At 36.8% G+C, this 23,367-nt stretch carries 23 protein-coding genes and 1 pseudogene; 22 read left to right on the top strand and 2 right to left on the bottom strand.

The features are described from left to right. Positions 1-5 precede the first annotated feature (5 nt). The 5 genes from argR to ruvA all read left to right on the top strand — a co-directional run bounded on the left by argR (position 6) and on the right by ruvA (position 6,008). Positions 6-443: an arginine repressor gene (argR, locus tag BTR42_RS12095; RefSeq protein WP_003066930.1), complete on the top strand. Its 438-nt coding sequence runs from the start codon at positions 6-8 to the stop codon at positions 441-443. Further along, on the top strand, positions 440-796 hold the full coding sequence (locus BTR42_RS12090) for a YlbF family regulator (RefSeq protein WP_077497930.1): 357 nt from the start codon (positions 440-442) through the stop codon (positions 794-796). Before argR ends, BTR42_RS12090 begins: the two co-directional genes overlap by 4 nt. Then, positions 783-3,353, top strand: a complete 2,571-nt coding sequence (gene mutS, locus BTR42_RS12085) for a DNA mismatch repair protein MutS (protein WP_077497928.1) — start codon at positions 783-785, stop codon at positions 3,351-3,353. The genes BTR42_RS12090 and mutS overlap by 14 nt, the downstream gene beginning before the upstream one ends. Positions 3,354-3,469: 116 nt before the next feature. After that, positions 3,470-5,413: a DNA mismatch repair endonuclease MutL gene (mutL, locus tag BTR42_RS12080; protein ID WP_009855173.1), complete on the top strand. Its 1,944-nt coding sequence runs from the start codon at positions 3,470-3,472 to the stop codon at positions 5,411-5,413. A gap of 1 nt (position 5,414) precedes the next feature. Next, entirely contained in the window at positions 5,415-6,008 is a 594-nt protein-coding gene (gene ruvA, locus BTR42_RS12075; protein ID WP_009855172.1) for a Holliday junction branch migration protein RuvA, read from the top strand. Positions 6,009-6,081: 73 nt separating this feature from the next. On the opposite strand, the pseudogene BTR42_RS12070 reads toward ruvA, so the two are convergent. After that, a pseudogene (locus BTR42_RS12070) lies at positions 6,082-6,923 on the bottom strand (helix-turn-helix domain-containing protein). Positions 6,924-7,085: 162 nt separating this feature from the next. Here BTR42_RS12070 and BTR42_RS12065 point away from each other — a divergent pair. From BTR42_RS12065 to ruvB, 17 genes are all read left to right on the top strand, one after another. Next, positions 7,086-7,493, top strand: a complete 408-nt coding sequence (locus BTR42_RS12065) for a hypothetical protein (RefSeq protein WP_077497926.1) — start codon at positions 7,086-7,088, stop codon at positions 7,491-7,493. Between the two features lie 69 nt (positions 7,494-7,562). Then, the gene (locus tag BTR42_RS12060; protein WP_077497924.1) at positions 7,563-8,027 is read left to right on the top strand and encodes a hypothetical protein; all 465 of its coding nucleotides are present in this window, start codon (positions 7,563-7,565) and stop codon (positions 8,025-8,027) included. 49 nt (positions 8,028-8,076) lie between these two features. Further along, positions 8,077-8,250 (top strand): hypothetical protein, encoded by a 174-nt coding sequence (locus BTR42_RS12730; RefSeq protein WP_167367618.1) that lies wholly within the window; start codon positions 8,077-8,079, stop codon positions 8,248-8,250. 159 nt (positions 8,251-8,409) lie between these two features. Beyond that, positions 8,410-9,600 (top strand): MFS transporter, encoded by a 1,191-nt coding sequence (locus BTR42_RS12055; protein WP_077497922.1) that lies wholly within the window; start codon positions 8,410-8,412, stop codon positions 9,598-9,600. 131 nt (positions 9,601-9,731) lie between these two features. After that, the gene (locus BTR42_RS12050; RefSeq protein WP_077497920.1) at positions 9,732-10,991 is read left to right on the top strand and encodes a competence/damage-inducible protein A; all 1,260 of its coding nucleotides are present in this window, start codon (positions 9,732-9,734) and stop codon (positions 10,989-10,991) included. A gap of 49 nt (positions 10,992-11,040) precedes the next feature. Continuing rightward, positions 11,041-12,195, top strand: coding sequence for a recombinase RecA (gene recA, locus BTR42_RS12045; RefSeq protein ID WP_009855165.1), 1,155 nt, complete (start codon positions 11,041-11,043; stop codon positions 12,193-12,195). Between the two features lie 269 nt (positions 12,196-12,464). Next, complete coding sequence (spx, locus tag BTR42_RS12040) at positions 12,465-12,863, top strand: transcriptional regulator Spx (RefSeq protein ID WP_009855164.1); 399 nt, start codon at positions 12,465-12,467, stop codon at positions 12,861-12,863. A 321-nt stretch (positions 12,864-13,184) separates the two neighbouring features. Continuing rightward, positions 13,185-13,454: an IreB family regulatory phosphoprotein gene (locus BTR42_RS12035; RefSeq protein ID WP_003066890.1), complete on the top strand. Its 270-nt coding sequence runs from the start codon at positions 13,185-13,187 to the stop codon at positions 13,452-13,454. Next, the gene (gene ruvX, locus BTR42_RS12030; RefSeq protein WP_009855163.1) at positions 13,451-13,870 is read left to right on the top strand and encodes a Holliday junction resolvase RuvX; all 420 of its coding nucleotides are present in this window, start codon (positions 13,451-13,453) and stop codon (positions 13,868-13,870) included. Before BTR42_RS12035 ends, ruvX begins: the two co-directional genes overlap by 4 nt. A 32-nt stretch (positions 13,871-13,902) precedes the next feature. After that, on the top strand, positions 13,903-14,220 hold the full coding sequence (locus BTR42_RS12025) for a DUF1292 domain-containing protein (protein WP_006531413.1): 318 nt from the start codon (positions 13,903-13,905) through the stop codon (positions 14,218-14,220). 91 nt (positions 14,221-14,311) lie between these two features. Then, positions 14,312-14,440, top strand: coding sequence for a hypothetical protein (locus tag BTR42_RS12945; protein WP_099046295.1), 129 nt, complete (start codon positions 14,312-14,314; stop codon positions 14,438-14,440). 42 nt (positions 14,441-14,482) lie between these two features. Beyond that, positions 14,483-16,072, top strand: coding sequence for a glycosyltransferase family protein (locus BTR42_RS12020; RefSeq protein ID WP_077497918.1), 1,590 nt, complete (start codon positions 14,483-14,485; stop codon positions 16,070-16,072). A 101-nt stretch (positions 16,073-16,173) separates the two neighbouring features. Further along, entirely contained in the window at positions 16,174-18,390 is a 2,217-nt protein-coding gene (gene nrdD, locus BTR42_RS12015; protein ID WP_012962622.1) for an anaerobic ribonucleoside-triphosphate reductase, read from the top strand. Positions 18,391-18,629: 239 nt separating this feature from the next. Then, positions 18,630-18,776, top strand: a complete 147-nt coding sequence (locus BTR42_RS12725; RefSeq protein WP_013852326.1) for a hypothetical protein — start codon at positions 18,630-18,632, stop codon at positions 18,774-18,776. Positions 18,777-18,787: 11 nt separating this feature from the next. Next, positions 18,788-19,294, top strand: coding sequence for a GNAT family N-acetyltransferase (locus tag BTR42_RS12010; protein WP_077497916.1), 507 nt, complete (start codon positions 18,788-18,790; stop codon positions 19,292-19,294). Between the two features lie 41 nt (positions 19,295-19,335). Then, positions 19,336-19,950, top strand: a complete 615-nt coding sequence (nrdG, locus tag BTR42_RS12005) for an anaerobic ribonucleoside-triphosphate reductase activating protein (protein ID WP_003066866.1) — start codon at positions 19,336-19,338, stop codon at positions 19,948-19,950. Between the two features lie 496 nt (positions 19,951-20,446). Further along, positions 20,447-21,445: a Holliday junction branch migration DNA helicase RuvB gene (gene ruvB / locus BTR42_RS12000; RefSeq protein ID WP_077497914.1), complete on the top strand. Its 999-nt coding sequence runs from the start codon at positions 20,447-20,449 to the stop codon at positions 21,443-21,445. 970 nt (positions 21,446-22,415) lie between these two features. Here ruvB and BTR42_RS11995 read toward each other — a convergent pair. Further along, a complete protein-coding gene (locus BTR42_RS11995; protein WP_077497912.1) occupies positions 22,416-23,018 on the bottom strand; it encodes a TetR/AcrR family transcriptional regulator in 603 nt (200 codons plus the stop codon). Positions 23,019-23,367: the final 349 nt, after the last annotated feature.

The raw sequence follows: 23,367 nt of genomic DNA, 5'->3' as shown, positions 1-23,367 counted from the left end.
GTTATATGAATAAAATAGAACGTCAAAATCGAATCAAACGTTTGATTCAATCAGGTCATATTGGAACACAAGAAGAAATCAAGCGTCATTTGCAAGAAGAAGGGATTAGTGTCACTCAAGCAACCTTGTCACGTGACCTTCGTGAGATTGGTCTTTTGAAATTACGTGATTCATCAGGTAAGCTTTATTATAGTTTATCAGAAACATCAGAGACAACTTTTGGTGCTAATATCCGCTCATATATTTTGAAAGTTGCTCGTGCTGGGTTCATGCTTGTTCTTCATACTAATCTTGGTGAAGCAGATGTTTTGGCAAACTTGATTGATAGTAGCGACATTCCAGAGATTCTTGGAACGGTGGCAGGTGCGGATACTTTGCTTGTTATCTGTAAAGATGAAGAGACAGCTCAAGCATTTGAAAGAGACTTATCAACGAGCTTATGAGTAAGTACGACCAAGCAGTGGACAAGTTAGTTCAAGCTATTCAAAAGCACGATAGTGTGCAAGAATTTCAAAAAGTAGAACAAAAAATCAAAACTTTTCCAGAACTTGACAGTCTTGTTGACGATATGAAAGCTTATCAGCAGGAGGCTGTGCTTTATCACAAGATTGACAAGTTAGTGGCTGAAAAAGTAGCAGGAAAACAAGCTGACCAGCTACAAAAAGACTTATCGGATCTCCCGATTGTCAAAGATTATCGTAACAAGATGCAAGATGCTAGTGATTTGGTTCAATACATCACGAAAAACTTGGAAACGAAAATTAACGAGGAGTTAACTAATAATGACAAAAGATAAAATTTCTCCAGGCATGCAACAGTATTTGGACGTAAAAAAAGATTATCCAGATGCTTTTTTACTTTTCCGCATGGGAGACTTTTATGAATTATTTTATGATGATGCGGTTAAAGCTGCACAGATTTTAGAGATTAGTTTAACTAGTCGTAATAAAAATGCTGACAATCCAATTCCAATGGCAGGTGTGCCTTATCATTCTGCGCAACAATACATTGATGTATTAGTGGAAATGGGTTACAAGGTGGCAATTGCTGAGCAAATGGAAGACCCAAAACAAGCCGTCGGTGTGGTTAAACGTGAAGTCGTTCAAGTGATTACGCCAGGAACAGCTGTCGATTCCTCTAAACCAGATAATGCTAACAATTTCTTGGTGGCTATCGATTCTGACGGCAAAACGTTTGGGCTAGCCTATATGGACGTGTCAACAGGTGAATTTTTCTCAACAAGTCTTTCTGATTTTACAAGCCTTAGAAGTGAAATTCTGAACCTTAAAGCGCGTGAAATCGTTGTTGGTTATGAGCTTTCTGAAACAGAGCAACATAGCTTAGTTAAACAATTAAATTTACTCTTATCGTTTGAACAAGAACGTTATGAAGATGTGCATTTAATCGACCCAGATTTAACGGCTTTAGAAATTTCAGCAGCTGAGAAATTGCTACAATACGTTCATACAACGCAAAAACGTGAGCTAAGCCATTTGCAAAAATTGGTTCATTATGAAATCAAAGATTACTTGCAAATGTCTTATACGACAAAATCTAGTCTGGATTTATTAGAAAATGCTCGAACAAGTAAAAAACATGGTAGCCTTTATTGGTTACTAGATGAAACTAAAACGGCTATGGGAATGCGTCTATTGCGCAATTGGATTGACCGTCCTTTGGTGAAACAAGCACAGATTGAAGAGCGCCAAAATATTGTTCAAGTTTTCCTAGATAATTTCTTTGAGCGTAGTGATTTGACGGATAGTCTCAAAGGTGTTTATGATATTGAACGTTTAGCGAGTCGTGTGTCATTTGGAAAAGCTAATCCAAAAGATTTATTACAACTCGGTCATACTTTGGCACAAGTGCCAACGATTAAGGCGATTTTAGAATCGTTTGAGAGCCCTCACCTTGACAAGCTTGTCAACAGCATTGACACTTTGCCAGAGCTAGAATCGCTGATTCGCTCAGCTATTGACCCAGATGCCCCTGCTGTTATCACAGAAGGTAGCATTATCCGTACAGGCTTTGATGAGACTTTGGACAAATACCGTAAGGTTATGCGCGAGGGGACTAGCTGGATTGCAGAAATTGAAGCTAAGGAACGTGCTGCAAGTGGGATTACCAATCTAAAAATTGATTATAATAAAAAAGACGGATACTATTTCCATGTGACAAATTCCAATCTCTCTCTAGTGCCAGATTATTTCTTCCGCAAGGCAACGTTGAAAAATTCAGAGCGTTTCGGAACGGCAGAATTGGCAAAAATTGAAGGTGAGATGTTGGAGGCGCGTGAGCAATCAGCAAGCTTAGAATATGATATTTTCATGCGCGTTCGCGGACAAGTCGAGCGTTACATTACGCGTTTGCAAGACTTGGCTAAGGCGATTTCAACCGTTGACGTTTTACAAAGTTTAGCCGTTGTTGCAGAAAATAATCATTATGTTCGTCCAACATTCAACGATAGCCATGAGATTAAAATTGAAAAAGGTCGTCATGCGGTCGTTGAAAAAGTCATGGGAATGCAAGAATATATTCCTAATACGATTACGTTTGATGCCGATATCAACATTCAGCTGATTACTGGTCCAAATATGAGTGGTAAATCAACTTATATGCGTCAACTTGCCTTGACAGTTATTATGGCTCAAATGGGGTCTTACGTAGCTGCTGAAAGTGTCAATTTACCAGTATTTGATGCGATTTTCACGCGTATTGGTGCGGCAGATGATTTGATTTCAGGACAGTCAACGTTTATGGTGGAAATGATGGAAGCTAACCAAGCTATCAAACGTGCAAGTTCTCAATCCTTGATTCTTTTTGATGAGCTAGGTCGTGGTACAGCAACCTATGACGGTATGGCTTTGGCGCAATCAATCATTGAATATATCCATGATCATATCGGTGCAAAGACCATGTTTGCAACCCATTATCATGAGTTGACAGCTTTGTCAACAAGCTTGACACATCTTGTCAATGTGCACGTTGCGACTCTTGAGAAAAATGGTGATGTGACGTTTCTTCATAAAATTGCAGAAGGTCCAGCAGACAAATCTTACGGAATTCATGTAGCAAAAATTGCTGGTTTACCAGAAGAATTATTACAACGTGCGGACAGCATTTTGACGAATTTAGAATCAGGTGCTGCGCAGCTTCAATTGACCCCTGAGGTAGAAGCTGAGCCAATTACTGTAAAATCTGAAGTAGCAGAACCAGTGGCAGAGCAACTAAGTTTATTTGCTGATGACTCATCTAACCAAGAAGTGATTGAAGCACTCAAAAAAGTTGATTTGATGAATTTAACACCAATGCAAGCCATGAATGTTATTTATGAATTAAAAAATATGTTGTAACAATAAGAGGCAGTCTTAAAGAAGATTGCCTTTTTAGTTTGTGTTATAATAGAAGATAAACAAGCAAGAATGAAAGGAATAAGGCTGCCTTTAAAAGGCTTGCTAATAGATAAATCATGAGTAAAATTATTGAGTTGCCAGAGGTTTTGGCTAACCAAATTGCAGCGGGTGAAGTTATTGAACGACCAGCTAGCGTTGTCAAAGAATTGGTGGAAAATTCGATTGATGCAGGGAGCAGCCAAATCACCATTGAAATTGAAGAAGCTGGTTTAAAGAAAATTCAAGTGACAGATAATGGCGAAGGAATTGCTCAAGATGATGTTGCATTAAGTTTGCACCGCCATGCCACAAGTAAAATTAAAAATCAAGCTGACCTTTTCCGTATTAGGACATTAGGTTTTCGTGGTGAAGCGATACCGTCAATTGCCTCCATTAGTCATTTTACAGTCAAAACAGCAACGGCAGATGAAAATTATGGAACATTGCTAGTAGCCAAAGGTGGTGAAATCGAAAAACAAGAACCGATTTCTACACCTGTTGGTACCAAAATTACGGTTGAAAATCTCTTTTATAATACGCCAGCACGTCTTAAATACATGAAAAGTCTCCAATCCGAATTAGCTCATATTGTTGATGTGGTGAATCGTTTGAGCTTGGCGCACCCAGAGGTGGCTTTTAGCTTGATTAATGATGGTCGTCAAATGACAACAACATCTGGTACTGGTGATTTGCGACAAGCAATTGCTGGTATTTATGGGCTTAATACGGCTAAAAAAATGATTGAGATTTCGAATGCTGACCTCGATTTTGAAGTGTCTGGTTACATTAGTCTGCCAGAATTGACACGAGCGAACCGAAACTATATTACGATTTTGATTAACGGTCGTTATATTAAAAACTTTTTGCTCAATCGTGCGATTTTGGACGGTTATGGTTCAAAATTGATGGTGGGACGTTTTCCGATTGCTGTTATCGACATTCAAATCGACCCTTATTTAGCTGATGTCAATGTTCACCCAACGAAGCAAGAAGTTCGTATTTCAAAGGAAAAAGAACTGATGAGCTTAATCAGCTCTGCTATTGCAGAGAGTTTGCGTGAGCAAGATTTGATACCTGATGCTCTAGAAAATCTGGCGAAATCAAGCACACGTGGGCTTCCGAAACCAGAGCAAACGAGCCTGCCGTTGAAACAAACAGACCTTTATTATGATAAAGAACGTCGTGATTTCTTTGTCAAGTCAGATACGGTTGAAGAGCAACCAGTACAGTTATTCAATGAGGTTGACAACTCTGTCAAGGAAGTTGACAAGCAACAAACATCAGTGAAATATGCGCAGCGTTCCGAAGTAGATAGTCAAGATGATGAACATGATAATCTCGATTTTAAAAACAAGACAAAAATCAATAAGATGATTGAAAGTCTTGATAATGAGGAGTCATCAACTTTCCCAGAATTAGATTATTTCGGACAAATGCACGGAACGTATCTTTTTGCACAGGGAAATGGTGGGCTTTATATCATTGACCAACACGCTGCTCAAGAACGTGTTAAATATGAATATTATCGTGAGAAAATCGGCGACGTTGACAGCTCTTTACAGCAGCTTCTCATGCCATATCTTTTTGAGTTTTCTGGAGCTGATTTTATTAAGTTGCAAGAAAAAATGGAGCTGTTAAATCAAGTTGGTATTTATCTAGAACCATATGGAAACAACACTTTTATTCTCCGTGAACACCCAATTTGGATGAAAGAAGAGGAAATTGAGACGGCTGTTTATGAGATGTGTGATATGCTGTTGTTGACAAATGAAGTATCGGTGAAGAAATATCGTGCAGAATTGGCAATCATGATGTCATGCAAACGCTCAATCAAAGCGAATCACATTCTTGATGATTATTCCGCCCGACATCTTTTGGTTCAGTTATCACAATGTAAGAATCCTTATAACTGTCCACATGGACGTCCAGTTCTTGTCAACTTTACCAAAGCTGACATGGAAAAAATGTTCCGCCGTATTCAAGAAAATCACACAAGTTTAAGAGAGTTAGGAAAATACTAAGATGTACGATTATATCAAAGGAAAATTAACTAAAATTACCGCCAAATACATTGTTGTCGAGGCTGGAGGGCTGGGCTATATTGTCAACGTTGCTAACCCATACAGTTTTTCAGACCTTGTCAACCAAGAGGTTCAGATTTATTTACACCAAGTCATTCGTGAAGATGCGCAATTGTTATTTGGTTTTCACACAGAAGATGAAAAAGCTGTTTTTCTTAACTTGATTTCAGTTTCTGGGATTGGTCCGACAACTGCGCTAGCGATTATTGCGGTTGATGATAATGAAGGGCTTGTCAATGCGATTGACACTAGTGATATCAAGTATTTGATGAAATTTCCAAAAATTGGAAAAAAGACAGCTCAACAAATGGTCTTGGATTTAGCAGGAAAATTTGTCGATGTTTCGGTGGAAAATGGCAAAGCTTCTCAGACAAAAACAGCTACAAACGAGCAGCTTGAGGAAGCTATGGAAGCTCTTTTGGCACTTGGCTATAAAGCTGCAGAGCTCAAGAAAATTCGTAAGTTCTTTGAAGGAACAAATGAAACAGCAGAACAATACATCAAATCAAGCCTTAAAATGTTGATGAAAGCTTAATTTAAAGCTTTTTTGGCTATTGTTTCACATGAAACACTCCTCAACTTCTCAGTTGGGGAGTGCTTTTATATGCTTAAATTTGCCTGTGCTTTGCTACTTCTTTTTCAAGTGCTTCAAAAATCTTTTCTTCTTCGGTTAAGCGTAGTAGAGACATTCCTTTATCAATTAAACTATTATCATCACGACAAATGCCAAGGCGGACTTGCGCAATTCCTAAAAAGTCATAGCGTTTTAATTCCTTAGCAAGTTTGAGGGCTTCTAGAGAAAATGTTTCACATTCTTTGGTTTGATGATTGTCCAGATAAATGCTTGCGAGATTGGTTAACAAGGTCAATTGCAACGGCTTGATGTTGTAAAGGTTAAGTTAGTTAAAATTTTGGGAGTGATTGTTTTCAGAGTCTCTAGTGGAAAATGGTAAAGAATTGTTAATAGTAATTTGAAATCATTCTGATACCAAGTGTTTTGTTTTTCAAGATAATGCCAAATTTTCTGAGTTGTTTCTTGAAAGGTAGTATCTTTTGATTCCCCACCAAATTCTCTTATGTGGATAGTAGCAGTTAGTCTGTCAAGAAGTTGTTGAATCGGTATGTCATGGTGTGTTTGAAGATATTCTTGACATTGTTGTTTGAGAGATAAGAGTTCGGTGTTGTCGGTAATTGATAGATTATTATTAGCGATATTTAATAATTTTTGACGTTCACTTGGCTGATAGACGTTGCAAATGTATTCAAATTCTTCCAAGCTCATGTTGATTTGCTGGAGAAGAAAAATGAAAGTATCAAATTTAGGGATAACTTGACCGCTTTCGATACGAGCTAGAGTAGAGCGGGCGAGCATGTCACCACAAATTTCTTCCTGTGTTAACCCCTTTGATTGCCGAATATCCTTATAAACTTTTCCAAAATCCCAACGCATATCCTAATCTCCTAAAAAATTTGTGTTACTAAACGCTACAAAATGTTATGTTGACGTGTTTTTATTGTATCATATAAGTATATATTTAAATGAATAAAACCTCATGATGTGGTGTATAGTCAAGATTAAATTTGGCATAGATGTGAAAGGAGAACTATTAGGATGAAAAAGTATTTTCCATTTGTGATTATAATTGCATATATTATCAGTCTCTTTTTGCCGTATGCGTCTGGTATTTCAGTTGAAACGTATCAGTTAACGACTATTTCAGGGATTTTATTTTTGAAAAATCATTGGCTTGTTGCTAGTATTTTGATTGTTTTGCTACTGATTTATCAATGGCGTAGCAAGCAATCGTTAGTGGCTGGCAATGTTCTCCTTGTTTTAATTGGGGTAATTTTGCTGTATCTTTATCTGATTCCATTTATCGGTGCTTTTGGCGAAAGTTTTATGGTAGGACTTCGACTCATCAGGGATACACTAGCGACTAGCTTAATGATTGGTTATTATTTATCTGCTCTATTTGCTTTTGTGGGATACTTTTGGCTCATTAAAAAACGCCGTAAATAATGTTACTAAACGCTACAAAATGTTATTTTATGCTATTTTCGGTGTATGATAGACTAAAGGAGGTTTTATATGGTGAAAAAGAATATTATTATATCACTTTCAGCTCTTGTTTTATTAGGCGCATTTGGTGCTAGTTTGACAACAAAGCAAACTTCGGTTCAACCAACTAAGGTTGTGACAGCTGATACTAAAGATACAGTCGTGGAACAACAATCATCAGTTGATGACGAGGTGTCACAGATTAGCAATACAACTATTCGAGAATTTATTCAATACTTTAGAGCCACTGGTGACAACCCAGATGAGTTTTGTCTGTTTGAGGATTTGTCTGATGACAAACGTATCGTTGTCATTGATGATGGAACAACGCCCGCAGATAAAGCACCAGTAATTGGCTATTCGGCTGATGATGCAGAATCAACAGTCGTTGGTAGTTTGACAACTGAAGAGGGGACGATTACCTTTGATACCAGTGACCCAAGCCAATCCGCAACAATTGCTGAAATCAAAGCAGCCGCTGCACAATATCGATAAAAGGAAAGCTGGCCATTAGTGATTTGGTCAGCTTTTATAGGTGAAATGGATGAAAAAAGAAGAAAACTATGTCAAATATTTTTTTATACTACTAATTCTCCTTGCTTTAATCATTTTTGGTGTTTTAACCATGAAGTCTGGTCGATTGCTATTTCTTTTTGAGGGGATAGGGTTAAGCCTAGGTGTCAGTGTTACTTGGCTCTATTGGAAGAAGAAGCATTGATGAGGTTTACATGGTTGTCAATTAGGTGTAAATGTGGTGCTAACTGCCAAAAAGATTGTTTTTCTGGTTTAGTTTAAAGTTTCAAATAAATCTTGACATCATCGGGAAATAAGAGTATTCTGTAAAGAAAAATTGATATGATGAGGGTAGGTGGGAGTTATGAAAAGTATTACTAGGAACACTTTTGTTTACCTTTTGGCAAATTTTTTAGTTACGGTGGCTTATTCCATGCCGCACTCGATTTTAACGGTTATTTTATTGTCAAAAGGGTTGAGTTTGTCGCAGATTTTGATTGTTCAATCAGCTTATAGTATTGCAATTGTTCTGTTTGAATTTCCAAGCGGGTTGATTGCAGACAATTATTCCCGCAAAAACATTTATAGTCTATCAAAGTTATTTTTGATAGTGATGTTTTTGATTGTCCTTTTTAGTAACAATTTTTACCTTATCTTCGCTGCTTGGTTTTGCTATGGGATTGCTTCGGCTTTGGATAGTGGAACGCTTGATGCCTACATTATCAATCAATTAAAAATAGCTCATCGTGAGGACGACCTTCGAAAATTTCTAGCGCTCAATAATCGTTTGGAAATTGTCGGGCTTTTATTGGGAAGTAGTCTGGGTGGTGTTCTCTATCTAAGCATTGGTATCAATATTTATGTTTTAGGTATTGCCTTTTTAGTGGCTTCAACTCTTGTGACGTTTTTCTTTTTCAATGAAAATCTAAAAAATACGACACTAGAAGAGAGCCATGTTTCTGTTTTAAAACAGCAGATTACAGATAGTTTTATCGAGTTAAGAAAGCAACCACGACTGGGTGTTATTCTGATTTTTGATTTCTTGACGCAAATCTTTTTTCAAACCCATTTTCAGTTGTGGCAATCGTTTTTCCTGAGCAAAGGTGTAGATACCAAATGTTTTCCAGCCTTTTACATCGCTTTTCAAATCATCACGCTGTTTTCATATTCTATCAATATTGATGGGATTAAAAAATACGCAGGGCTTATTAAGTTTTGTCCGTTGATTATTTTTCTTCCTTTGACCTTCCTTTCAAAACACCTTTGGGTGTTATTGCCAGCTTATTTTATTTTCATCTTTGTTTTTTATGTCATTGAATTTATTTTAAATTATTATTTCAACAAAATGGTGTCAATTGACAATATCTCGTCTCTTGTTTCCTTTAAATCGACCATTAGTCGCTTGGGAAGTATTTGTTTATTGTGCCTTTTGAGCTTAATGGTAAAAGTATTTGCTGTTGAAAAAGTCATGGCAGTCAACTTTATGGCATCATTACTTTTCTTGTTTTTACTAGTCATTATCTGGTTAAGAAAACAGCCTAGGTTGACAAAGTAGTAAAGCAAGTTGACAGTGGATTAAACTAATATTTTCTCATTAAAATCTGACTTTGTAGCAAAAAGCAGCAAATTTGTTGCTTTTTTTGATAGAATAAAACTAAATTACGAATAGATAAGTAGGTGGCAATTATGAAAGCTGAAATCATTGCTGTGGGAACAGAAATTCTAACAGGACAAATCACAAATACAAATGCTCAATTTTTATCGGAAGAATTTGCCAAGTTAGGAATTGATGTGTTCTTTCAAACAGCTGTTGGTGATAATGAAGAACGTCTTTTATCAGTTATTGATTTAGCAAGCAAGCGAAGTGAATTAGTTGTCTTATGTGGAGGGCTTGGTCCGACAGAAGATGATTTAACAAAACAAACGTTAGCAAAATATTTGGGACGCGATTTAGTCTTTGATGAACAAGCTAACAAGCGTTTGGACGAATTTTTTGCGACACGTCCGCAGTTTGCTAGAACGGCTAATAACGAACGTCAAGCACAGCTGATTGAAGGGTCAATACCGTTGCAAAATAGCACTGGTTTGGCTGTTGGTGGCGTGCTAGAAGTAAATGACGTGACCTACGTTGTTCTCCCTGGACCGCCGAGTGAATTAAAACCAATGGTATTGGATTCTCTAGTACCTTTATTGTCTGGAAACCATAAGCAGCTTTATTCACGTGTGTTGCGTTTCTTTGGGATTGGTGAAAGCCAGTTAGTGACCGTTTTGACAGATTTGATTGATAATCAAACAGACCCAACGATTGCTCCGTATGCGAAAACAGGTGAGGTGACCCTTCGTTTATCAACCAAGGCAGATGATGTGGCGTCAGCAAAAGCGAAATTGGATGCTCTAGAGCATAAAATTCTAGCCAAAAAAACATTAAATAGTATTCCTCTTGAACAGTTACTTTATGGCTATGGTGATGATAACAGTATGGCGCGTGTTGTTTTTGATTTGTTGAAAGAAAAGCACAAAACTATTACAGCGGCAGAAAGTTTGACCGCAGGGCTATTCCAATCTAGTATCGCTGATTTTTCAGGGTCATCTGCAGTATTTAATGGCGGATTTGTGACGTATAGTATAGAAGAAAAATCAAAAATGCTTCACATTCCTCTTGAAGATTTGCAAGAACATGGTGTGGTAAGTCACTTTACAGCTGAAAAAATGGCAGAGCAATCACGTTTATTGACAAATGCTGATTTTGGTATCGGTTTGACAGGTGTTGCAGGACCAGATAGCTTAGAAGGACACCCAGCAGGAACAGTTTTCATTGGTATTGCTACTAGAGAAAAAGTTCATTCTATTCGTGTTGTTATAGGTGGGCGAAGCCGTTCAGACGTCCGTTATATTGCTACTTTATATGCTTTCAACTTAGTACGTCAAGCTTTATTACAAGGCTAAAATTTGGTATAATAGAGTTAGTATCTCGAACAAACAGAAAGGGAAAAATTTGGCTAAAAAGACAAAGAAAACAGAAGCTATCACTAAAAAATTTGGTGATGAGCGTAAAAAGGCACTTGATGATGCCTTGAAATTAATTGAAAAAGATTTCGGTAAGGGAGCTGTTATGCGCCTTGGTGAACGTGCTGAACAAAAAGTTCAAGTCATGAGTTCAGGTAGCTTGGCTCTTGATATTGCTTTGGGTGCAGGTGGCTACCCTAAAGGGCGCATCATTGAAATTTATGGACCTGAAAGTTCTGGTAAGACAACTGTTGCGCTTCATGCGGTAGCACAAGCTCAAAAAGAAGGTGGAATTGCTGCCTTTATTGATGCCGAACACGCACTTGACCCAGCTTATGCTGCGGCTCTTGGTGTTAACATTGATGAGCTTCTCTTGTCACAACCTGACTCTGGGGAACAAGGTCTTGAAATTGCAGGAAAATTGATTGACTCAGGTGCTGTTGACCTCGTCGTTGTCGATTCTGTTGCTGCCCTTGTACCTCGTGCCGAAATCGATGGTGACATTGGTGATAATCACGTTGGTTTGCAAGCTCGTATGATGAGTCAAGCAATGCGTAAATTGTCAGCTTCAATCAACAAAACAAAAACAATTGCGATTTTCATCAACCAGTTGCGTGAAAAAGTTGGTGTGATGTTTGGTAACCCAGAAACAACACCTGGTGGACGCGCGCTTAAGTTCTATGCGTCAGTTCGTCTTGATGTCCGTGGTAACACACAAATCAAAGGTTCTGGTGACCAAAAAGATAGCAATATCGGTAAAGAAACTAAAATCAAAGTGGTTAAAAACAAAGTTGCGCCACCATTTAAAACAGCTGAAGTTGAAATTATGTACGGTGAAGGAATTTCACGTACGGGTGAGCTTGTTAAGATTGCTAGCGACCTAGACATCATCAAAAAAGCAGGTGCTTGGTTCTCGTATAACGGTGAGAAAATCGGACAAGGTTCTGAAAATGCGAAGAAATACTTGGCAGAACACCCAGAAGTCTTTGATGAAATCGACCACAAAGTACGTGTTCACTACGGTCTTGTAGAAGAAACCGAAGATGAGAAAGCAGCAGATGTTGTTGAAGAATCAGCAGCAACTAATGATAATGTTGACGAAGTTGTTCTTGATTTAGATGATGCTATCGAAATCGAAGAATAATTCATAATAACGTTGAAACTCTGGGACAATTGTCTCGGAGTTTTCTTGTGTAAGAATGTCAATCTAAGATGAAAATATTTGAGCTGATTTTTGATTTTTTCAGAAATAAATGGAGCGTTTTCAAAATCACAAATGATTTTTTTAGATTTTTATTGAAAAAAATAATCTTTTTAATTGACTTTTTGAAAAAATAGGTCTTAGGTCCTATGTTTTCGTTAAGGTTGGTGTGCTATAATACAACTATCATGGGATAGAAAGTGAGAGTGCACATGATTAAAATTTACACAATTTCAAGTTGTACAAGCTGTAAGAAAGCCAAGACATGGCTAAACGCTCATCAGCTCCCTTATAAAGAACAGAATTTAGGAAAAGAACCACTAACACGAGAAGAAATCTTAGCGATATTAACTAAAACAGAAAACGGGATTGAAAGTATCGTTTCATCTAAAAACCGTTACGCAAAAGCACTTGATTGCGATATTGAGGATTTAAGTCTGAGCGAGGTTATTGACCTTATTCAAGAAAATCCGCGTATTTTGAAGAGCCCAATTTTGATTGATGATAAACGCCTTCAAGTAGGGTACAAAGAAGATGATATTCGTGCTTTCTTGCCACGTTCCATTCGTAATGTGGAAAATGCAGAAGCTCGCCTTCGTGCAGCGCTGTAATAGATAGTCTAAAAGCTCCGTTTTGGAGCTTTTTTAATATTTTCCTTAGCGTAGATTGTTAGAACCAAAGAATTTTTAAAGGTTATAGTAGTTGATTGCGCGTGGAAAAACGAGTGCTTTGCTCTTTTTTATTTTTATAAAGATAGTAAAAAGTTCGGTGATAGTTGAGGCATGGGGAGTAAAGGTTGCTTAATGGGACAATTGAAACGAAGGATTTGAAAATGAAAATAAACTTTGGTGAAATAAAGTCAGATTCTTGTGAAATCTTTGTGAATAAGCTATAATAAATGGTGACAGCTATTTTAGAAAGAAGGTGTAAGTATGGGATTTACAGATGAAACTGTACGCTTTAATTTAGACGATAGCAACAAGAAAGAAATTAGTGAAACCTTAACAACTGTGTATCGTTCTCTCGATGAAAAAGGGTATAATCCAATCAATCAGATTGTTGGTTATGTCTTAAGTGGGGACCCTGCTTATGTTCCTCGTTACAATGATGCCAGAAATCAAATTCGTAAATACGAACGAGATGAAATTGTTGAAGAGCTTGTCCGCTACTATCTCAAAGGAAATGGAATTGACTTGAAATGAGAATCATGGGACTAGACGTTGGCTCAAAGACAGTTGGCGTTGCTATCAGTGACCCGCTAGGCTTTACAGCACAGGGCGTAGAAATTATCAGAATTGATGAAGAAGCTGGCGAATTTGGTTTTGAACGACTTGAAGAGTTAGTTAAACAGTATAAGGTTGACAAGTTTGTTGTTGGTTTGCCTAAAAATATGAATAATACAGAAGGTCCTCGCGTGGAAGCTAGTAAGGCATACGGCGATAAAATCAACGAACTTTTCAATATTCCTGTTGATTATCAAGATGAACGTTTGACAACTGTTCAAGCAGAGCGAATGTTGGTTGAACAAGCTGATGTTAGCCGTGGAAAACGTAAGAAAGTTATTGATAAATTGGCTGCGCAGCTTATTTTGCAAAATTATTTAGATAGAATGTTTTAATCTAATCATTAATTCATTAAAGGAGAAACTTTATGGCACATAACCATAATCACGATCATAATCATGATCACGAACATGAAGTTATTACACTTGTAGATGAACAAGGTAATGAAACACTTTTTGAAATTCTTTTGACTATTGATGGTCGTGAAGAATTTGGTAAAAACTACGTTCTCTTGGTACCAGCGGGTGCTGAAGAAGATGAACAAGGACAAATTGAAATTCAAGCTTACTCATTTACTGAAAATGAAGATGGAACTGAAGGAGACCTTCAACCAATTCCTGAAGATTCAGATGCTGAGTGGGATATGATTGAAGAAGTTTTCAATAGCTTTTTAGATGAGGACTAATATTGTCTTGATATGTTGAAGGGAAGTATAGGTTGTGCCTATGCTTTTTTTCATGCTCTTTTACGAATACTAAGTAAAGGAGGTGTGAATCATGACAAAGAAAGCGTGTTTGAGCCAAGAAGAAAGAAGCTTCTTGAAGCGCTATAAAACCAAGCCTTATCACCGTTTTAGGGAAATTTTAGTTTACTGTGCTATACTCCCTAAATTGACTAATGATTAGTTTCTGTTATACTTAAAGTATGACAATTCAAGGAGAGAATAAGTGAATACATCAGAACAAGTAAATGTAGATCAGAGTACTGCACAATCTTACAGCCGTTCAAGTCGTTCAGCTCGTAAGGTTAGTGAGAACAAAAGTCACCAAGAGGCGTCTAGAAGAACAAAAGTCCCACAACCTCATAAACTTTACCTTTTAATATTGAGTGTTGTTGTTAGTTGTTTGTCTGTATCAATGCCAGTCTTTACAGATATGGCAAATAGTGTGCAATCTCAAAACCTTTACATTGGTTTAATGTTTACTAAAGGACAACTTCCGTTTACAGATATGTTTGCGACAGGTGGTTTCCTTTATTATGCTTTGATTGCTTTGGCTTACTATCTTGGTTCTACGTTGTGGTTGGTGCCAATTCAAATTGCAACGTTCTACTTGTCAGGAATCTATTTCTATAAATTGGTTAATTACTTTACTAGCAGCCAACGTGTAGCAGTTGCTTTTAGTGGTATTTTTTACCTATTAAACATTGCTCTTGGTTTTGGTGGTCTGTACCCTATCCAATTTGCGATGCCATTTGTCATGGTATCTTTGTGGTTCCTAACAAAATATTTTGCGGATATTATCAAAGACGAAGCCTTTATCCTTTATGGATTTGCTGGCGCAGCAGCAATACTTTTAGAGCCACGTACTTTGGTGTTCTGGGGACTTTCTTTCCTAACCATTATCGTTTATAATTTAACACAAAAACATTTCGCTCGAGGATTTTATCAATTATTGTGTATCATTTTCGGGACAATTCTTGTCTTTTACACAGTTGGTTACTTTATCCTGAATTTGCAGGTGTTATCATCCTATATTTCTCAAGCAATTGTTTATCAATTTACGTATTTTGCGACAAGTGATAGTAATTTTATCTTGACATTGCTATTCCAAGTTGTTGTGGCTCTAGTTTCAGGGATTTTACTTGGTGCTCTTACTTTTGGAAAAATCATCAAGGGAGCTAGTGACAAGGTATCTAAATGGCTTATCTTCCTTGTTTTCTTAGGATTCTTAGTTATTGACCTTTTGTCACAAAGTTATCATTTCTATCATTTGTTAACAGTATTGCCTTTTGGTTTGTTGTTAACCGCAATGGCATTGGGTGAACGTTATCAACGCAGCTTGACGAAAACATCACATCGTCGTAAGAAATCATCTAGTGATGACAAAGGCATTTTTGGATTATATCTAAGTCGTCATCTTTATTTGCCGATTTTGTTGCTTATTATCGGTGTAGGACAACCTGTGGTTTCTTATTTCTTGTCATCTGGTACTGATAGTGAACGCTCGACTATTGCAAGCTATTTGAAAAAACAAACATCTAGTGATGATACGATTTACGTCTGGGATACGTCATCTAAGATTGGTATTAAGAGTCAATTAGCAAGTAGTTCACAATTTACATCACCTGTTGTGAATACAACTAAAACATCTAATGAAAAAACATTAGAAGATGAATTATTACAAAATCTAGCGTCGTATATTATTGTTAATAATGATGAAAAAATTTCTGATACGATAAAAAATGATATTTCTTCAAACTATGAAGAGGTCTCAATCAGCGGTGTATCAGGCTTTACCGTCTATCATAAAAAATAGAGACTAAACGCAATATCTTGTGGTCTAATAAAAAAATGACCACAAGATATTGATTTTTTTTTCTTACGTGTTATAATAGACGAGTAAGAAGGAGTGTTCATATGATTACATTAGAAAAAGAAACAATTGCGACTCAACCAGCTGTCAAAGTTATCAAACGTGATGGACGTTCTGTGAACTTTGATGCAGATAAAATTTATAACGCTTTGGTTAAAGCAAGTAATAATGTGACAAAAATGTCACCAGTTGTTGAAGCAAAATTGGAAGCTATTTCAGATAACATCATTGCTGAAATCTTTGATCGCTTCAAAGATAATGTCAAAATTTATGAAATTCAAAATATCGTTGAGCATGAGCTTTTAGAAGCAAATGAATATGCGATTGCACAAGAATATATTAATTATCGTACAAAACGTGATTTTGCGCGCTCTCAAGCGACAGACATCAACTTTACGATTGATAAACTATTGAACAAAGACCAAACTGTCGTCAATGAAAACGCTAACAAGGATAGTGAAGTTTTCAATACACAACGTGACTTGACTGCAGGTATTGTTGGTAAATCAATTGGTCTTAAAATGTTGCCAGCTCACGTTGCCAATGCTCACCAAAAAGGTGATATTCATTATCATGACCTTGATTACAGCCCATACACTCCAATGACAAACTGCTGTTTGATTGATTTCAAGGGTATGCTTGCAAATGGCTTCAAGATTGGTAATGCTGAGGTAGAAAGTCCAAAATCTATCCAAACTGCAACAGCGCAAATTTCACAAATCATTGCGAACGTTGCGTCAAGCCAATATGGTGGTTGTACAGCTGACCGTATCGATGAATTTTTGGCACCATATGCTGAACTTAACTATAAAAAACACCTTAAAGATGCTCAAGATTGGGTAGCAGAAGACCGTCGTGAAGATTATGCTCGTACAAAAACGAAAAAAGACATTTATGATGCTATGCAAAGTCTTGAATACGAAATCAATACGTTGTTTACATCAAACGGACAAACACCATTTACTTCTCTTGGATTTGGTCTAGGAACAAACTGGTTTGAACGTGAAATTCAAAAAGCGATTCTTGAAATCCGCATTAAAGGTCTTGGTAGTGAACACCGCACAGCTATTTTCCCTAAACTTATCTTCACTTTGAAGAGTGGTCTTAACCTTGAAGTGGGAACACCAAACTATGATATTAAACAATTAGCTTTGGAATGTGCGACAAAACGTATGTATCCAGACGTTCTTTCATACGATAAAATCGTTGAATTGACAGGTTCATTTAAAGCACCAATGGGATGCCGTTCATTCTTACAAGGTTGGAAAGATGAAAATGGTGTCGAAGTTAACTCAGGTCGTATGAACCTTGGTGTTGTGACTGTAAACCTTCCACGTATTGCTATGGAATCAAATGGCGACATCAATAAATTCTGGGAAATCTTCAACGAACGTATGGGCATTGCTAAAGATGCACTTGTTTACCGTGTAGAACGTGTCAAAGAAGCGACACCAGCAAATGCGCCAATTCTTTACCAATACGGTGCTTTTGGTAAACGTCTCGGCAGATATGATAATGTTGATGAACTTTTCCGTCATCGCCGTGCAACGGTTTCACTTGGTTATATCGGACTTTACGAAGTTGGTACAGTCTTTTATGGTCCAGAATGGGAAACAAACCCAGAAGCCAAAGAATTCACAGTTGATATCATTCGTAAGATGAAAAAATTGTGTACAGAATGGTCAGATGAATTTGATTATCATTTCTCAATCTATTCAACACCGTCTGAAAGCTTGACAGACCGCTTCTGCCGTCTTGATACGGAAAAATTCGGTATCGTTAAAGACATTACAGATAAAGAATACTATACAAACTCATTCCACTATGATGTTCGTAAGGATCCAACACCATTTGAAAAATTAGACTTTGAAAAAGCTTATCCAGAAGCTGGTGCAACAGGTGGCTTTATCCATTACTGTGAATACCCAGTTCTTCAACAAAATCCAAAAGCTCTAGAAGCTGTTTGGGATTATGCTTACAGCCGTGTTGGTTACCTTGGAACAAATACGCCAATTGACCGTTGCTATAGCTGTGGATTTGAAGGTGACTTTACACCAACTGAACGTGGTTTTGTTTGTCCAAACTGTGGTAACAGCGACCCTAAAACAGTAGATGTTGTTAAACGTACTTGTGGTTATCTTGGAAACCCACAAGCTCGTCCAATGGTAAATGGTCGTCACAAAGAAATTTCTGCTCGTGTAAAACACATGAACGGCTCAACAATTAAAAATCCTGGTGATTACAGCAAACATAAAGCTTAAAATGGGAAAATAACAGGGCTCTCAGTTCTTGACAAAGTCACCAACCTGTCAGTTTGGGAGTTTTTCCTGCTTATTTTAAACGAGTCATTTTCCTTGTTTGAGACTTTCTATCACTTATATCAAATATGGAAAACGCGTTAATAAATATGGTTTAGACAGTTTCAGGACATATTGAAGCTGGAGACATTTGTCCCAGCTTCTTTATTGTATTAATAGATAGTTTAATGAAAGGAAAGCATATGGGAAAATATCAGTTAGATTATAAGGGGATGCAACAAGTTGAACGTTTTCACGAAAAACATTCAAATGTGAAAACTGACAAAAAAGCGCGTGTTAATCAGTTGAAAGCGCAGTTTTTAGAAAAAGCTAAAAAGAAAAGCAAATAGAGGTACCGTTTATGCAATTACGAAGACCTGAATTATCAGATAAAGCAGCTGTTATTGACATGATGAAAGAATTTGAGGCAAGTCAATCTGCTCATGACGGCGGTTTTTGGTCTGTGGATAACTTTGTTTATGAGGACTGGATTGAAAGAAATCAATTAAGTGAAATGGGTATTGATGTGCCGTCAATGTTTGTTCCAGCGATTCAATTTGTTTCCTTTGATGATAACGGAAGGGCTCTAGGATTTTTGCATTTACGTTTACGTCTAAATGATAATCTCTTAAATAAGGGGGGACATATTGGGTATTCGATTCGTCCGTCAGAGCGTCATAAGGGATTGGCTAAGGAACAGCTTCATCTAGGTTTACTAGAAGCTAAAAAGAAAAATATCAAGCAAGCTTTGGTGACTTGTCACACGGATAATATTGCTAGCCGAAAGGTGATTTTGGCAAATGGTGGTGTTTTAGAGGATGTCCGTGAGTCAACCGAGCGTTATTGGATAAATTTGGATGAAGAATAACCTGTGGATAAGTGGAAATTAAAAATAGAAAGAGGGCTAGGATGGAAGAAAAAAATTGGAATACTCCCGAGCCTGGTGAATGGAAGTCAGAGGAATTAAGTCAAGGACGAATCATTGACTACAAAGCTTTTAACTTTGTTGACGGTGAGGGTGTGCGTAATTCTCTTTATGTTTCTGGGTGTATGTTTCACTGTAAAGGCTGTTACAATGCGGCAACGTGGTCTTTCAAGGCTGGTATGCCTTATACACAAGAGCTTGAAGAGCAAATCATGGCTGATTTGGCACAACCTTATGTTCAAGGGCTAACGCTTCTTGGTGGTGAACCATTTCTTAATACGGGGATTCTGTTGCCATTAATCAAGCGCGTGCGCCGTGAATTGCCTGAAAAGGATATTTGGTCTTGGACAGGTTATACGTGGGAAGAAATGATGCAAGAAACGCCAGATAAGCTAGAAATGCTTAGTTTAATCGATATTTTGGTTGACGGGCGTTTTGATATTACCAAGAAGAATTTAATGTTGCAATTCCGTGGCTCTTCTAATCAACGTATCATTGATGTGCAAAAGTCGTTGAAAGCTGGTGAAGTTGTCATCTGGGATAAATTAAATGACGGTGACCAAAAATTTGAACAAGTCAGCCGTGATGATTTGATTTAAGGAAAAATATTTTTTTGATACTTTCCTTAGGTTCCTCGCTTTTTTATTTCTAGGCTCAGACCTCAAACCTTCCACTGGATGCTTTGAGCCGACGGCAGGTTCATAGTCCAGTGGACTATTGAAGGAACCCAAGGAATTCTTAAAACTTCCGAGATGTAGGAGAAACTTCGTTTCTCTTATCTGCAACCTTAAACAATCTCCCAGATTGTTTAAGCGGCACAAAGTATCGTTTTGGTGCTCGCTTCGCTCGCAATAATATTCTGTTAATATAGCAATTAATAATATTTAGAGGCTATTTTAGATAAAAACTGACTTGTTTATAAATTAAAAATTGGGGAAAAATTCATTCTTCAATTTTTTTCATTTTGGTGGAATTTCTGTTTAGTTTAAGTTGATGACAATTTTTTATTAATAAAATTGCTAGTTATCATTGCTATTAGAGGAATTTCCTAGCTAAACAATTCACTGTAGGTCTTGGTTTTGGTATAATAGGGATATGAGCAGAATTTTAGATAATGATATTATGGGTGATGAGGAATTTGCGGAGCGCACGCTTCGTCCTCAGTTTTTTAAAGAATATATCGGACAAGATAAGGTTAAAAATCAGCTAAAAATCTTTATTGAGGCAGCAAAATTACGTGATGAGTCTTTAGACCATGTGCTATTGTTTGGACCTCCAGGTCTTGGTAAAACGACAATGGCATTTGTGATTGCTAATGAATTAGGGGTGAATTTAAAACAGACATCTGGACCTGCTATCGAAAAAGCTGGTGATTTGGTTGCTATCTTGAATGATTTGGAACCTGGTGATGTGCTTTTTATTGACGAAATTCATCGTATGCCAATGGCTGTGGAAGAAGTGCTTTATAGCGCCATGGAAGATTTTTATATTGACATCATGATTGGCAATGGCGAGACTAGTCGTAGTGTTCACTTGGATTTACCACCGTTTACCTTGATTGGTGCGACAACACGTGCTGGTATGCTTTCTAATCCTTTACGTGCTCGTTTTGGCATTACTGGGCATATGGAATACTATGACGTTGAAGATTTGACAGAAATTGTTGAACGCACGGCAGATATTTTTGAAATGGAAATTGTCCATGAAGCTGCCCAAGAATTGGCACGACGTAGTCGTGGAACACCTCGTATTGCTAATCGTCTCTTAAAACGTGTACGTGATTACGCCCAAATTATGGGAGATGGTATTATCACAAAAGATATTACCGATAAAGCATTGACGATGTTAGATGTTGACCATGAGGGGCTTGATTACATTGACCAGAAAATCTTGCGTACTATGATTGAGGTTTATAACGGTGGTCCTGTCGGTTTAGGAACGCTATCCGTTAATATCGCTGAAGAGCGTGATACTGTTGAGGATATGTATGAGCCGTATTTGATTCAAAAAGGCTTTATTATGCGCACCCGTACTGGTCGTGTGGCAACTGAAAAAGCTTATGAACATTTGGGCTATCCTTATTCGGAAAAATAATTTTTTAGCTTAAGGTAAGTTTAAGCAAGCCTTTATATACTATAAACAATCCTAAAACTTTTCTTTTTCATAATCTCCTGAAAGAACTCCGCTAGTGGGGTTCTTTCTTTTTCGTTTTGAACCGCAAAATAAGTAGAAAAATAGTAAATTTAAGCCATAGGGTAGCGGAAAATAGCACAGAAAATAGTAAATTCTTGAGCAATTTCTCCCAGATTGTGGAAGTTTAGTTAAAAATAATAGAAGCTGTGGAAAAGTACACAACTTCTTTTTTTAGTGAAAATATTAGAAATCCCTTGAAATCAAGGTTTTTAGTGGGTTTTATGAAAATTTCTTCTTGTGAAAAATGAGTTATAAACAAGGTGTTTCCAAAATCTGTGGATTAGCGCTAAGGCTTGATGTTATGGGATTCTTGACGTGTTTATACACAAGTTATCCCCAGTATATAACCATACTTATCCACAAGCTGTGAATAAATGTTGATATCTGTGTAAAAAAGCTGGTGATTTTCGGCTTTTTTTACGTATTTGCAGAATACTTTGACTTGTCCACAGAAAATTTCATGAATAAAAGCCTAGCACGGATAATAAACCGCATCCCAATTGTTAGATTCTTGCCGAACTCTTGGGGTTAGGTTCGTTGTCTATGCTAGGCTTTTTGGTGCTACGATAACATGTAGTTATAAACTTGCGAGAACATAAAAAGTGACTAATGTGTGCTTTGCAACACATTGTTACCTAAGGGCGATTATAGTGAGAAACGATGTCAAAAATTGTAAAGCTTGTTAAACAACTGTCAATACCAATGTAAACCCTAAAGGTGTAAAAAGCTAATTATTGGTAATAAGATTGTTAATTCGTTTGACAATACTGTCAACTATAGGTTTACAATATGTTAATAAATGAGAAAAACTGTCTTTTCTCATAAATAGTGAAAAATCTGGTAAAAAAAAACACCTTTAATTTCCATTAACTTAGTTATCTTTGTTAGAGTTTTGTGAAACGTTGTCAAAGTAACCTGGGATGGAACTAAAAAGCAGTGCAAGATTCTTGGCGATATGTTCTGGTCTTTCGGGTTCATCTTTGGTTAACCAAAATTGTAGAACATTGAGATAAGCTCCGAATAAACCTTTTGAGATGTAATCAATGTTATGATCTGCGGTGTCCTCAACACACCAAGGGAGATTTATCGTTTTATATATTAGTTCAGATTTATCATTAAATTTTGCAGTTAAAAGCGAGAAATGTCCACTTTCGACAAGTGAGCGGATAAATTCACGATTATAGTACATGAAATTTAATGTGACGAGGAAAACGTCCTCTGCCTGTTGTGCTAATATAAAATTGTCACGTTGGAGGTAATACCCCTCAATAAAGTTATCTAAACAATAGTCCATTAAGTCAGACTTACTATTAAAGTGTCGGTAAAAGGTTCGCCGTGAGACGCCAGCTTTTTCCAAAATGTGATAGATAGTGATTTTGTCGTAATGCCGTTCAGTAACTAGTAGATAAAGTGCTTTAGATAAGCGATGTTTGGTTTCCAAAATTTGATGCTGTTTTTTTGATAAATGTGGCATAAAATAACCCCTCTACTTGAATAATGTAATATTTCTGAAAAGACAAAAAATTATATCCAATCAAGTTAGCATTGTATCATATTCTGAAAGATTAAGCCATATCATTTTGTGAGCAAGTGTTGAGATAATGACAAATATAATTCTAAATTAGCAGTTATTAAATATTAAGAATTAAGAAAATTATAAACGATGATACATTTTCTTAAAAAATGTATCACTTGTATAAAGTTTATTGTCAAATTAACTAGAAAACATTATAATATTATTTAAAAAACTATACATATAAAAAAATAAATGTAGAGATTTGTTTTTTATATTTCGTAGAGAGTAAGTGAAATATAAAAAAAAC

The sequence above is a fragment of the Streptococcus gallolyticus subsp. gallolyticus DSM 16831 genome, from assembly GCF_002000985.1.
In the GTDB taxonomy this organism is placed as follows: Bacteria; Bacillota; Bacilli; order Lactobacillales; family Streptococcaceae; genus Streptococcus; species Streptococcus gallolyticus.
The sequence above is the reverse complement of the archived record's forward strand: the minus strand, read 5'-3'. Positions and strand labels throughout refer to the sequence as shown.

Coding starts and splice junctions, on each gene's coding strand:
- BTR42_RS12065 (WP_077497926.1), top strand. CDS start 7,086: ATGAAAAAGTATTTTCCATTTGTGATTATAATTGCATATATTATCAGT.
- BTR42_RS12730 (WP_167367618.1), top strand. CDS start 8,077: ATGAAAAAAGAAGAAAACTATGTCAAATATTTTTTTATACTACTAATT.
- BTR42_RS12725 (WP_013852326.1), top strand. CDS start 18,630: ATGGGAAAATATCAGTTAGATTATAAGGGGATGCAACAAGTTGAACGT.
- spx (WP_009855164.1), top strand. CDS start 12,465: ATGATTAAAATTTACACAATTTCAAGTTGTACAAGCTGTAAGAAAGCC.
- BTR42_RS12010 (WP_077497916.1), top strand. CDS start 18,788: ATGCAATTACGAAGACCTGAATTATCAGATAAAGCAGCTGTTATTGAC.
- nrdG (WP_003066866.1), top strand. CDS start 19,336: ATGGAAGAAAAAAATTGGAATACTCCCGAGCCTGGTGAATGGAAGTCA.
- BTR42_RS12060 (WP_077497924.1), top strand. CDS start 7,563: ATGGTGAAAAAGAATATTATTATATCACTTTCAGCTCTTGTTTTATTA.
- BTR42_RS11995 (WP_077497912.1), bottom strand. CDS start 23,018: ATGCCACATTTATCAAAAAAACAGCATCAAATTTTGGAAACCAAACAT.
- ruvX (WP_009855163.1), top strand. CDS start 13,451: ATGAGAATCATGGGACTAGACGTTGGCTCAAAGACAGTTGGCGTTGCT.
- BTR42_RS12055 (WP_077497922.1), top strand. CDS start 8,410: ATGAAAAGTATTACTAGGAACACTTTTGTTTACCTTTTGGCAAATTTT.
- BTR42_RS12945 (WP_099046295.1), top strand. CDS start 14,312: ATGACAAAGAAAGCGTGTTTGAGCCAAGAAGAAAGAAGCTTCTTGAAG.
- argR (WP_003066930.1), top strand. CDS start 6: ATGAATAAAATAGAACGTCAAAATCGAATCAAACGTTTGATTCAATCA.
- BTR42_RS12035 (WP_003066890.1), top strand. CDS start 13,185: ATGGGATTTACAGATGAAACTGTACGCTTTAATTTAGACGATAGCAAC.
- ruvB (WP_077497914.1), top strand. CDS start 20,447: ATGAGCAGAATTTTAGATAATGATATTATGGGTGATGAGGAATTTGCG.
- mutS (WP_077497928.1), top strand. CDS start 783: ATGACAAAAGATAAAATTTCTCCAGGCATGCAACAGTATTTGGACGTA.
- nrdD (WP_012962622.1), top strand. CDS start 16,174: ATGATTACATTAGAAAAAGAAACAATTGCGACTCAACCAGCTGTCAAA.
- BTR42_RS12050 (WP_077497920.1), top strand. CDS start 9,732: ATGAAAGCTGAAATCATTGCTGTGGGAACAGAAATTCTAACAGGACAA.
- ruvA (WP_009855172.1), top strand. CDS start 5,415: ATGTACGATTATATCAAAGGAAAATTAACTAAAATTACCGCCAAATAC.
- mutL (WP_009855173.1), top strand. CDS start 3,470: ATGAGTAAAATTATTGAGTTGCCAGAGGTTTTGGCTAACCAAATTGCA.
- BTR42_RS12025 (WP_006531413.1), top strand. CDS start 13,903: ATGGCACATAACCATAATCACGATCATAATCATGATCACGAACATGAA.
- BTR42_RS12090 (WP_077497930.1), top strand. CDS start 440: ATGAGTAAGTACGACCAAGCAGTGGACAAGTTAGTTCAAGCTATTCAA.